The organism is Pseudoruegeria sp. SK021 (assembly GCF_002119405.1).
Taxonomy (GTDB): domain Bacteria; phylum Pseudomonadota; class Alphaproteobacteria; order Rhodobacterales; family Rhodobacteraceae; genus Meridianimarinicoccus.
In genome coordinates, this window is record NZ_MTBG01000004.1 from 98,778 (window position 1) to 109,636 (window position 10,859).

The 10,859-nt window shown below is 60.9% G+C and carries 10 protein-coding genes; 4 read left to right on the forward strand and 6 right to left on the reverse strand.

Annotation, left to right across the window (positions count from 1 at the left end; all coding sequences use genetic code 11):
- Positions 1–36: 36 nt before the first annotated feature.
- The 4 genes from BV911_RS04880 to BV911_RS04895 all read right to left on the reverse strand — a co-directional run bounded on the left by BV911_RS04880 (position 37) and on the right by BV911_RS04895 (position 4,629).
- Positions 37–783 carry an SDR family oxidoreductase gene (locus tag BV911_RS04880; RefSeq protein ID WP_086052469.1) on the reverse strand — a complete coding sequence of 249 codons (747 nt, stop codon included), beginning with the start codon at positions 781–783 and terminating at the stop codon, positions 37–39.
- Positions 784–893: 110 nt separating this feature from the next.
- A complete protein-coding gene (locus BV911_RS04885; RefSeq protein WP_086052470.1) occupies positions 894–2,675 on the reverse strand; it encodes an IlvD/Edd family dehydratase in 1,782 nt (593 codons plus the stop codon).
- A 114-nt stretch (positions 2,676–2,789) separates the two neighbouring features.
- Positions 2,790–3,602, reverse strand: coding sequence for an SDR family oxidoreductase (locus BV911_RS04890; RefSeq protein WP_240512148.1), 813 nt, complete (start codon positions 3,600–3,602; stop codon positions 2,790–2,792).
- 82 nt (positions 3,603–3,684) lie between these two features.
- Positions 3,685–4,629 carry an NAD(P)-dependent oxidoreductase gene (locus tag BV911_RS04895; protein ID WP_086052471.1) on the reverse strand — a complete coding sequence of 315 codons (945 nt, stop codon included), beginning with the start codon at positions 4,627–4,629 and terminating at the stop codon, positions 3,685–3,687.
- Between the two features lie 157 nt (positions 4,630–4,786).
- Between BV911_RS04895 and BV911_RS04900 the strand changes: the two genes are divergently transcribed.
- Positions 4,787–5,695, forward strand: coding sequence for a sugar kinase (locus BV911_RS04900; RefSeq protein ID WP_086052472.1), 909 nt, complete (start codon positions 4,787–4,789; stop codon positions 5,693–5,695).
- Between the two features lie 124 nt (positions 5,696–5,819).
- Positions 5,820–6,860 (forward strand): substrate-binding domain-containing protein, encoded by a 1,041-nt coding sequence (locus BV911_RS04905; protein WP_240512150.1) that lies wholly within the window; start codon positions 5,820–5,822, stop codon positions 6,858–6,860.
- Here BV911_RS04905 and BV911_RS04910 read toward each other — a convergent pair.
- Entirely contained in the window at positions 6,839–7,417 is a 579-nt protein-coding gene (locus BV911_RS04910; RefSeq protein WP_168183979.1) for an NTP transferase domain-containing protein, read from the reverse strand. The two genes, BV911_RS04905 and BV911_RS04910, sit on opposite strands and share 22 nt — an antisense overlap.
- Positions 7,414–8,331, reverse strand: coding sequence for an XdhC family protein (locus tag BV911_RS04915; RefSeq protein WP_168183980.1), 918 nt, complete (start codon positions 8,329–8,331; stop codon positions 7,414–7,416). The genes BV911_RS04910 and BV911_RS04915 overlap by 4 nt, the downstream gene beginning before the upstream one ends.
- 214 nt (positions 8,332–8,545) lie before the next feature.
- Here BV911_RS04915 and BV911_RS04920 point away from each other — a divergent pair, with 214 nt between their 5' ends.
- Both BV911_RS04920 and BV911_RS04925 read left to right on the forward strand, forming a co-directional pair.
- A complete protein-coding gene (locus tag BV911_RS04920) occupies positions 8,546–9,835 on the forward strand; it encodes an amidohydrolase family protein (RefSeq protein WP_086052476.1) in 1,290 nt (429 codons plus the stop codon).
- A gap of 19 nt (positions 9,836–9,854) precedes the next feature.
- Positions 9,855–10,841: a BMP family protein gene (locus BV911_RS04925; RefSeq protein ID WP_086052477.1), complete on the forward strand. Its 987-nt coding sequence runs from the start codon at positions 9,855–9,857 to the stop codon at positions 10,839–10,841.
- Positions 10,842–10,859 lie beyond the last annotated feature (18 nt).

A 10,859-nucleotide genomic window follows, 5' to 3' on the forward strand; every position in this document is an offset into this window, starting at 1 on the left:
GCGGCGCTTAAGCCGCTCTTCCGTCTCTATTATGTATCAGCCACGTCCCATCAACGGCATTGCCGACGCCATGACGGTCATGAATTGCACATTCGCGTCCAGCGGCAATTCTGCCATATGCAGCACGGAATGGGCCACATGGGCCACATCCATCACCGGCTCAATCTTATTGCTGCCATCGGCCTGCGGCACACCCTTGGTCATGGCCACCGCCATGTCGGTCAGGGCGTTGCCGATATCGATTTGTCCGCAGGCAATGTTGAAGGGGCGGCCGTCCAGCGACAGGGTTTTGGTCAACCCGCTCACCGCGTGTTTCGACATCGTATAGGGCACTGAACCGGGGCGCGGCACCGAAGCCGAGATTGAGCCGTTGTTAATGATCCGTCCGCCCATCGGGTCTTGGCGGCGCATCATCGCAAAGGCAGCCCGGGCCGTCAGGAACATGCCGGTGATGTTGACGCTCGACACCTTGTGCCAATCGGCAACCGAGATTTCGTCAATCAGGGTGCTGGGCAGGCCAGCGCCGGCATTATTGAACAGCACATCCAAGTGCCCCCAGTCTTTTCCCAACGTGACGAAAGCATTCATCACTTGTGTCTCGTCAGTCACGTCACATGGCAGGATCAGCGCATCGTTATGGCCGTCTGCGGTCTCTTCCAATGCGCTGGCGCGGCGTCCCACCAATGCCACCCGATAGCCCGCATCAAGGAAGCGTCGGGCGGTTGCCCGGCCAATTCCGCTGCCGGCACCGGTGATCAAGATGGTTTTCTGCGTGTCAGTCATGAACAATTCCTCTTAGGGGCACTAACGTCGAACCGCTGTGACGGTCCGATAAAAGTCCGACAAAAGTCCGACGTCAGTCCGATGCTGTATTTTGGTCCAAGCTCAAAGGCTTAGTGGTTGTCGCGCGGTAAATCCTTGGCGGTCTTCTGATAGGCCGTGGCCAGTTCCAGACAGCCACCTTCGGACAATTGCCCCACATGGCTGCGATAGATTTCTTCCCACGGGGTTTGGTTGACAATGGTCGGCGGCGTCCAAGCGGCTTTGCGCGCCGCCCATTCCTCGTCCGGCACCAAGGCATTCAACGTGCTGGCATTCAGATCCAGCAGCACCCGGTCGCCGGTTTTCAAATAGGCAAGGCCACCGCCCACCACCGATTCCGGCGAAGCATTCAGGATCGACGGGCTTTCCGATGTGCCCGACTGGCGGCCATCCCCAACGGTTGGGAGATGGTTAATGCCTTGTTTTACAACGGAATCTGGCGGCAGCATATTGACCACTTCAGCCGAACCCGGATAGCCGACGCAGCCGACGCCCCGAATGAACAGGATGGTGTCGGCGTCGATCCCGAGGTTCGGATCGTTGATCCGGTCATGGTAATCCTCGGGGCCTTCAAACACCACGGCGCGGGCTTCGTGGATGTTTTCCTTGCCCGGGCGCGACAGGAACCGCTTCTGGAAATCTTCAGAGATGACGGAGGTTTTCATCAAGGCGCTGTCGAACAGATTGCCCGAAATCACCAAAAAACCAGCGTTTTTGCGCAATGGCGCATCGTAGGTTTTGATCACATCGGTATCGCGGCTTTCCCATTTGCCAAGCGCCTCGCCCATGGATTTACCACTGACCGTCACCACATCCTCGTGCAAGCGGCCCGCCTTGCGCAATTCGCCCATCACCGCCGGAACACCGCCCGCGCGATAGAAGCTTTCGCCAAGGTATTTTCCCGCAGGTTGCATGTTGACCAACAGCGGCACGTCAAACCCGATCTTCTGCCAATCCGTGACATGCAAATCGACACCAATATGGCGGGCAATCGCCTGAAGGTGCGGCGGCGCGTTGGTCGATCCACCAATCGCCGAGTTTGTTACGATCGCATTTTCAAAGGCTTGCCGGGTCATGATGTCCGACGGCTTCAGGTCTTCATGCACCATGCCAACCGCACGGCGACCGGTCTGATAGGCCATCGCCATCCGTTCGCGGAACGGGGCCGGAATGGCCGAACAGCCGGTCAGGCTCATGCCCAATGCCTCGGCCAGCGCGTTCATCGTACTGGCGGTGCCCATGGTGTTGCAGTGGCCCAAACTGGGGGCAGAGGCACAGACCCGGCTGATGAATTCGTCATATTCGATCTCACCTTCGGCCAAAAGGCGGCGGCTTTCCCAGACGATGGTTCCCGATCCGGCCAAATTACCGTTCCACCACCCGTCCAACATCGGTCCGCCACTTAGCACGATGGCCGGAAGGTCCACCGTTGCGGCCCCCATCAGCATGGCCGGCGTTGTCTTATCGCAGCCGGTGGTCAAAACCACCCCGTCGATCGGATAGCCGTGCAGCACTTCCACAAGGCTCAGATAGGCCAGATTGCGGTCCAGTGCGGCGGTTGGTCGTTTGCCGGTCTCTTGAATCGGATGGACGGGAAATTCCATGGGAATTCCGCCCGCATCGCGGATGCCTGCCTTGACCCGATCCATCAAAAAGACGTGGATCTTGTTGCAGGGCGCGATGTCAGACCCGGTCTGGGCGATGCCAATCACCGGCCGTTCGCCCTGCAATTCTTCGCGGGTGTATTCTTGGTTGAGATAGCGTTCCAGATAGAGGGCAGTCATCCCGGGATTGTTGGGATTGTCGAACCACTCCTGCGAGCGGAATTTCTTGTGGGCGCGGGTGTCGCTCATGAGTGGATCCAATCTGGTCACAGCGGGTCAGGTTTTGCCGGCATCTTCCCGGTCTGGTATACCAAATGCAAGGGCTATGATTAGGCGAAGACCCGGCAAAGGTTGGGAAATGCCCTAAAGCCCGCCGGTGACCGGCAGGATCGCACCCGTCGCAAAGCTGGCCTTGTCAGAGGCCAACCACAGGATCGCCTCAGCAATGTCCTCAGGCGTTGCAGCCCGGCGCAACGGCGCGTTGCGGGCGACCATTCCCGGACGGTCCGGGTTGCCTGCATGGGCATGAATGTCGGTCAACGTGGTCCCGGCGCGAACCGCATTGACCCGGATGCCTTGCGGCCCGACTTCTTTGGCAAGACCAATCGTCAGGGTTTCGATCGCGCCCTTTGTGGCGGCATAGTGGACGTATTCACCGGGACTGCCCTGCACCGCTGCCACCGAAGACAGGTTGATGATGACACCGCCGCGCCCGCCGAACTCCGTCGACATGCAGCGCACCGCGGCTTGGGAGCAATAGATGCTGCCAAAGACGTTGGTGGCAAAGGTGGCTTGCAGCGTCTCGGGCGCCAGATTGACCAGACGCGTGGCCCCGCCGATGACCCCGGCATTGTTGACCAGCAAGGTCGGGGCGCCCAATGTCGCTGCGCAATGGGCGAACAGGGCGTCGACCTGCACCGGGTCGCTGACATTGGCCTGAAACAGGGTGCCAACCGCGCCTTGTGCAAGACAAGCGTCCAGACTGCTTTGGGCTGCCAGATGATCGCGGCGATAGGCAATGCAAACATCATAACCGGCCTGCGCCGCAAGCCGGGCTGTCGCCCGTCCGATCCCACGCCCGCCGCCGGTGATGAGGGCCACTCGGCGCATCAGCCGTCCACCCAGCGTATCATGGCCGCGCTTGATGCCGCCGAACGATCCGCAGGCAGGAGGCATCCGGTCTGTTCAAAGGCGATCACGTGGTTCTTCATCAGCATCTGTCCCTCCCCGGCCAGTTACGTCTGGAATCCGTCCGCAGTCATTCGTCGTCAGCGCGTGCGCCCTTCTTGACCGCCTCGGCCAGATCGACGCCACTGAGCCGGGCAATGTGATCCGACATGGTCGGCAGATAGGCCGCGCCGTGACCGGTTGCCTCAGCATGAGTGAAGTACTGCTTCATCGCCGCGCCCATCAAGTTTACCACATCGCCGTCGCTGGCCATGTTCGCGGCATAGCGCACATCTTTGGAGGCGTTTTGAATGCTGAACTTATGCGCATCCGGGTCGCGGTCTACCGCATAGCGCATGAAGGTCTCGAAAAACCCGTTCGACATCCGGCTGCTTCCAATCACATTGCGCACGATCTGTGGCGACAGGCCGGATTTCACCCCCAAGGTCAAAGCCTCGCTGAACAAAGACGCATAGCCCAGCGAAATGAAGTTCATGATCAATTTCATGGTATGGGCCGAACCGACCGGACCGGTATGGGTGACATTGCCAGCCCAGCAGTCGATGATGGGGCGCAGACGATCAAACATCTCAGGCGCGGCACCGACCATGGCATCCAGCGTGCCGGCCTCGGCCTCGACTGGTGTGCGACCCAGCGGAGCATCCACCAGGGTCATGCCTGCTGCGGACAATTCCGTCGCCAACCCCCGTGTGGATCCGGGATCAGAGGTGGTGGAATCGACCACGATCAGGCCGCGCTTGCCCGAGGCCAGAATGCCATCCGGCCCGCGCATGACCGCGTCGACCTGTTGCGAATTGCTCAGGCAAAGGTGGATGATCGCGCATGCCGATGCCAATGCGCGCGGGCTGTCTGCCTCTTGCGCGCCCTTGCCCAAAAGATCATCGACCGGCGCCCGGTTGCGGTGGCCCACGACCCATAATGGATAGCCGCTTTTCAGGATATTTGCGGCCATGCCATGACCCATCAATCCGACGCCGATAAACCCGATGACCGGCTTGTGTTGCGTGCTCGTCATTTGCCCTCCTTGGGACGGATCGGGGCGATCTAAAGTCTCGTGGCCCATTTCCCCACTTTCGTCCGCTCGGGATGTGGGTATACCATTCCCGGATAATGGCAAAGGGTTCGTGGCGCAGCCACAGCCCATGCCACAGGACACCCACGGCGAGGTCGTTATGAAAGTTGCAAGAAAATCCCTTTTGACCCTAGGGGAGTGCATGGTCGAACTGGCGCCGCAACAGGACGGGGCCTTTCGCATGGGCTTTGCCGGCGACACGTTCAACACGGCATGGTACGCTCGCCGGCAGTTGGGCGCCGATTGGGCCGTAGCATTTGGCACCTGCGTCGGCACCGACCCGCTGTCGGATCAGTTGGTGGCCTATGTCGACGCACAGGGCATTGATAGCCAGTACATCCAACGGGTCTCTGACCGGACCTTGGGTCTTTATATGATCCAACTTGACCGGGGGGAACGCAGCTTTTCCTATTGGCGCGGGCAATCCGCCGCCAAGTTGTTGGCCGACGATCCGGCCCGGCTAGAGACAATGCTGACATCAGCGGGCTTGGTTCTGTTGTCGGGGATTACGGTGGCAATCCTTGCGCCAGACGCCCGGAACCGGTTGATTTCGGCCTTGGCAGCCGCCCGGAAAGCCGGAACCGTGGTGGCGTTTGACACCAATTTGCGCCAACGCCTTTGGACCAGCAACGAAGAAATGTGCGCCAGCATCATGGATGTTGCAGCAGTTTCTGACATCATGTTTCCCTCGTTCGACGAAGAGACCGCAGCCTTCGGGGACCGGTCGCCCGAAAAGACCGCCAAACGCTATGAAGACGCCGGGGCAAGCTTGGTGGTGGTTAAGAACGGTATTGATCCCCTCACCATTTGGTCAAAAGACGATGGGCTGAACTATTTCAAACCGACCCCGGCCCCGGCGGTGATCGACACCACCGCAGCAGGCGACAGCTTTAACGCCGGTTTCTTGTCCGCTTGGCTGCAAGGGGGCACGTTGGCTGACGCCGCCGAAGCCGGAATGGCCCTGTCTGCAAAAGTGGTGCAGGGACAAGGCGCATTGGTTGACGTTTGACCGATAGCGCTTGGTCAGACCATAACACAATCTAAGACAGGTGCGCACCCGAGCGATTGGGCGCGGCCTGCCCGCAGAAGGGACCACTTGCCGATTGAGTAACGGGCACCGGGAATAGGACATCATGGCCAAAGCTCCGAGAATGATCGACGTGGCGCAGGCGGCCGGGGTCTCTCCCATGACTGTGTCCCGGGCATTTCGCCGGGACGCGTCGGTCAATGAGACGACGCGGCAACGCATTCTCGCAGCGGCGGACGCGTTGGGCTATGTCTTCGACACCACGGCGTCCAACCTCAGATCACAACGCACCGGTTTTGTCGCCGTCACCATCCCGTCTCTCAACAACGCCAACTTTGCCGATACCGTCCGGGCGCTGTCCACGGGCCTTGCCCAGCACGATTTGCAAATCCTGTTGGGCTATACCAATTACGACATGCTGGAAGAAGAGCATCTGATCGGCCAGTTTCTGCGCCGCCGCCCCGAAGCCATCGTGGTCAGTGGCGGCAAGCACACCGACCAGACCCGGCGCATGCTGGCCAATGCCCGGGTGCCCGTGGTCGAAATCTGGGATCTGCCCGACAATCCCATCGGCCATGTGGTCGGGTTTTCCAACGCAGCCGCGATGGCCCCACTGGTCGCCCATCTGTTCAACCAAGGCTATCGCCGCATCGGCTTTATCGGCGGCGATGAAGACCGGGACACCCGCGGCCTTGATCGGCGACGCGGGTATGTCAACGCCATGACCGCACAGGGGCTGGATCCCCGGCGTCTGGTTGCCAGCGGCCCGCCGCCGATTTCGATGCGCGAAGGTGCCCGCGCAATGAGCACGCTGCTAGCCCGGTATCCGGATATTCAGGCGGTGATCTGCGTGTCCGATCTGTCGGCCTTCGGGGCGCTGACCGAATGCCAACGGCGCGGGATCTCTGTGCCCAACGACATCGCGATCGCCGGTTTCGGTGACTATGAGATTGCCGATATTGCCGTGCCGCCCCTGACCACCATCGACGCCCATGCCAGCGAGATCGGACAACAGACCGCCGCCATGATCGTCGACCTTTTGCAAAATAAGGCATCGCCGTCCGAGCCACGGTTCCTCGACATCACGCCAACGCTTTTGGTGCGTGAATCCACGTCTGGGTCGGGTCAGGTCTTCGAGCCCGGCTGATCCAGCCCCGCCAGATCTGCCGGGGTATCCACATCGCGCAGTCGGTCCGGCGGCACCAGCACCTGCGCCGCCACCGGTATATCCCGTAATAGCGCCCCGGCACCCCGGTCGCCCTTCAGCGTCATCAAATCAGACAACATGGCTGTGGGAAAACAGGCTGGCGGCATGGGGCCAGCGACACCCCGCGCACAAGACGCGGTCGTGTCTGTGCACCCTGTCAGGATTTGCGTCAGGGTCCCCGCATCCACCAGCGGCATATCTGCCAACCCGATCAGCAACCGCTCCGCCCCTCGGTGAACCGCGTGCCGCACCCCGTGGCGCAGACTGCGCGACTGTTCACTGGTGCCGTCGTCAAGGTGAACCACATCAAACCCATCGAACAGCGCGGCCACCTGCGGATCTGACACGACCACAATCCGATGGTCCAACGGCACCGCCCGAAAGGTGTCAGCCACATGATCTGCAAGCGGCAAGCCATTATAAAGTTGTAAGAGTTTATTCTCTGAACCAAAGCGCCACGACTGCCCTGCCGCCAGAACCAACCCGACCCGGATCACAGCCCCTCTGCCATTGCGACGGCCAAAACCTCGGCCAAGACCGAGACGGCCAAAGTTCGTGCATCCCGCGCTGATGGCACCAACCCAATCGGACCGCGCAGGCGGGTCAGCTCTGCCGGAGTTGCGCCCTCGGCCTGCAACATCAGGTTTCGCGCGTCTCGGGCCCGCTGACTTCCCTGCGCGCCGATATAGAACGCAGGACTGCTCAGCGCGGCGGTTAGGATCGGCGGCTCCCATTCATGATCATGGAAGAACAACACAATCGCGGTCCACGGGTCGACCGCCAGATCGCCGGGAAAGACCGCCTGAACCAGATGGCGCGTCGCACAGTCCGCTTGCGCACCATGCGCGAGGGTCTCCGTATCCGGGGATAACAGCAGTGCGGGAAAACCAGACACATGAACAAGCGACGCAAAGCTGTTGGATTCCGGACCTTTTCCAAAAATGAGAAACCTCAGCTCCGGACAGAACTGCAGCCGGAACCCGTGCTCATCCCAGCCGGTCGGCCCATCCTCACAGAGGCTCAGTCCCCCGGTCTTTGGATCAATGCGCAGGCTGGCCACATGTCGCGCTGCCTGTGCTGCACTCAGCTTAGACAGGATCGCACGGTCAGGATTTGGCAGCAGAAGAATGTCCAGGCCTCCGCCACACGGAAGGCTGATGTCCCGATAGACCGACCCGCGACCATAGCGAATTTGCATAGGCGTGCCTTCCTCAAGGCAGCGGGCGGCGTGAAGCGCGATATCCGCCTCAATACATCCAGAGCTTAAGGTGCCACTGCGATCGCCGTTTGGGAACACCGCCATCATGGCCCCAACCGGGCGATAGGACGGGCCTTCGACCCCGACGATCACCGCCAATACGCCCGGGCCGTCATGTTGGATCAAGGATGCGATCGGGGAATCCGGGATCATGGCCTGCCTCTGCGATGCTATTGCAGTGGTAGGACGGGCCATTTGAGGCGTCAAGGCCACCACATACCCGACGCTCTGCCCTTTTTTTGCGCGTCTGGCGCAGAAATTCCGGGCGACAATTCCCGATCCGCGGCGATTTCGCTTGTCCCTGCCGCAGTTTACCGGTGAAATACGCAAGATAACTGTCGTGTGAACAAGAGCGGGGACCTGTGACGTGTTCGATTTGATCGTGTCTGGCGCCACTCTGACGGATGGGCGGCGCGGCATGGATATTGCCGTTCTGGATGGCAAGATTGCCGCCGTAGAGCCCGGCATCACCGCCCCAGCAACCCGCCGCATCGATGCGGCTGGTCATCTTGTCAGCCCGCCCTTTGTGGATTGTCACTTCCATATGGATGCAACGCTGTCTCTGGGCATGCCGCGCATGAACCAGTCCGGCACCCTGCTGGAAGGCATCGCGCTTTGGGGCGAGTTGAAGCCGCAATTGACCCATGATGGTCTGGTCGAGCGCGCCCTGCGCTATTGCGACCTTGCGGTCAGTCAAGGGTTGTTGGCGATCCGCAGCCATGTCGATATCAGCGACCCCCGACTTTTGACCGTAGAAGCCATGCTGGACGTGCGCGAACGGGTCAAACCCTATCTCGACCTGCAACTGGTGGCGTTTCCGCAAGACGGCTATTTCCGCAGTGACGGCGCGATTGCGGCCCTGACCCGGGCGCTGGACATGGGCGTCGACGTGGTTGGCGGCATCCCCCATTTCGAACGGACCATGGCGGATGGAGCCGCCTCTGTCGCGGCGCTGTGCCGGATCGCGGCAGAACGCGGACTGCCGGTAGACATGCATTGCGACGAAAGTGACGATCCGCTGTCGCGCCATGTGGAAACACTGGCCGCCGAGACGGTGCGCCACGGGCTGCAGGGCCGGGTCGCGGGCTCGCACCTGACCTCCATGCATTCGATGGACACCTACTATGTCTCGAAACTGATCCCCTTGATGCACGAAGCCGATCTACAGGTGATCGCCAACCCCTTGATCAACATCACGCTTCAGGGACGCCACGACGGTTATCCCAAGCGCCGTGGCCAGACCCGGGTGCCGGAACTGATGGCTGCGGGCCTGAACGTGGCCTTCGGCCATGATTGCGTGATGGACCCGTGGTATTCACTGGGCTCGGGTGACATGCTTGAGGTGGCCAGCATGGGCTTGCATGTGGGTCAAATGACCTCACGCGACGGGATCCGGGCGTGTTTTGATGCGGTGACGGTCAATGCTGCCCGCGCCATGGGCCTGACTGAGTACGGCATCGCGCCGGGCCATCGCGCCGATATGGTGATCCTGCAAGCCACTGACCCAATCGAGGCGATCCGCCTGCGTGCCACCCGATTGGCCGTGGTTCGGGGCGGAACGGTGATCTCTGAAACCCCCGCGCGGCGCAGTGCCCTATCCTTACCCGGCCGTCCGGCCACCGTTGACCCCGCAGAATATGCTCCGAAATCCGACTGACTTCGCAAAGGAACGCCCTATGACCTCACGCCTTACCCTGCCGCGCCGTACGCTGTTGAAAGGGGCCGCCGCTGTGGGCCTGACCCTCAGCGCCCCGCGCCTGATGGCGCAAGAGAAGATCACCGTTGCCGGTCTGCATTCCTCGCCAGTTGAGAACGCTTGGAATTCGCGCATGCACGAAGCTTTGGTCGCGGCCGACAAGGCCGGTGCGATCAATTACGTGTTCTCCGAAGGTGTCAGCGCCACGGATTACGGCCGGGCGGCTCGGGAATATGCGCTGCAAGGCGTGCAGTTGATCGTCGGCGAAGCCTATGCCGTTGAAGCCGAAATGCGTGAGATCGCGGCGCAATACCCCCAGACCATGTTCTTGATGGGATCCTCTGGCGGGCCACAGTCCCCGAATTTTGGCACCTTCGGCACTTGGACTCACGAGGCGGCCTATCTGTGCGGCATGCTGTCGGCCAGCATCAGCCAGACCAATGTCTATGGGGCAGTCGGCGCCATTCCGATCCCAGAAGTTAACATGCTGATCAATGGCTTCCGCGAAGGTGTGAATGCAGTCGATCCCAACGCAACCCACTTGGTCGGGTTCATCGGCACCTTCTTTGATCCGCCCAAGGCCCGCGAAGCCGGCTTGGCGCAGATCGATGCCGGCGCGGATATCCTGTTCGGGGAACGGATCGGCACCGCCGATGCCGCGAAAGAGCGTGGGGTCAAAGCCATCGGATCTCTGATCGATTACACGCCGCGTTACCCTGAGACCGTGTTCTCGAATGCCATGTGGTACTTCACGCCGATGCTGATGGCGGCTGTTGCCGACACCGAAAGCGGCAATGGAACCGGACGGAACTACACCGAGTACTGCCTGATGAAAGACGGCGGCAACGACATCCTGTTCGTGCCTGAAATGGTTCCAGCCGAAGCCATTGGCCCGATGGAGGAAGTCCGCGCGGCGATCAAGGCCGGTACATTCGAAGTGCCGATCGATCTGTCCGAGCCGTCCTGATCCACGCGGTAGCGGCGC

Coding starts and splice junctions, on each gene's coding strand:
- BV911_RS04880 (WP_086052469.1), bottom strand. CDS start 783: ATGACTGACACGCAGAAAACCATCTTGATCACCGGTGCCGGCAGCGGA.
- BV911_RS04885 (WP_086052470.1), bottom strand. CDS start 2,675: ATGAGCGACACCCGCGCCCACAAGAAATTCCGCTCGCAGGAGTGGTTC.
- BV911_RS04890 (WP_240512148.1), bottom strand. CDS start 3,602: ATGCCTCCTGCCTGCGGATCGTTCGGCGGCATCAAGCGCGGCCATGAT.
- BV911_RS04895 (WP_086052471.1), bottom strand. CDS start 4,629: ATGACGAGCACGCAACACAAGCCGGTCATCGGGTTTATCGGCGTCGGA.
- BV911_RS04900 (WP_086052472.1), top strand. CDS start 4,787: ATGAAAGTTGCAAGAAAATCCCTTTTGACCCTAGGGGAGTGCATGGTC.
- BV911_RS04905 (WP_240512150.1), top strand. CDS start 5,820: ATGGCCAAAGCTCCGAGAATGATCGACGTGGCGCAGGCGGCCGGGGTC.
- BV911_RS04915 (WP_168183980.1), bottom strand. CDS start 8,331: ATGATCCCGGATTCCCCGATCGCATCCTTGATCCAACATGACGGCCCG.
- BV911_RS04925 (WP_086052477.1), top strand. CDS start 9,855: ATGACCTCACGCCTTACCCTGCCGCGCCGTACGCTGTTGAAAGGGGCC.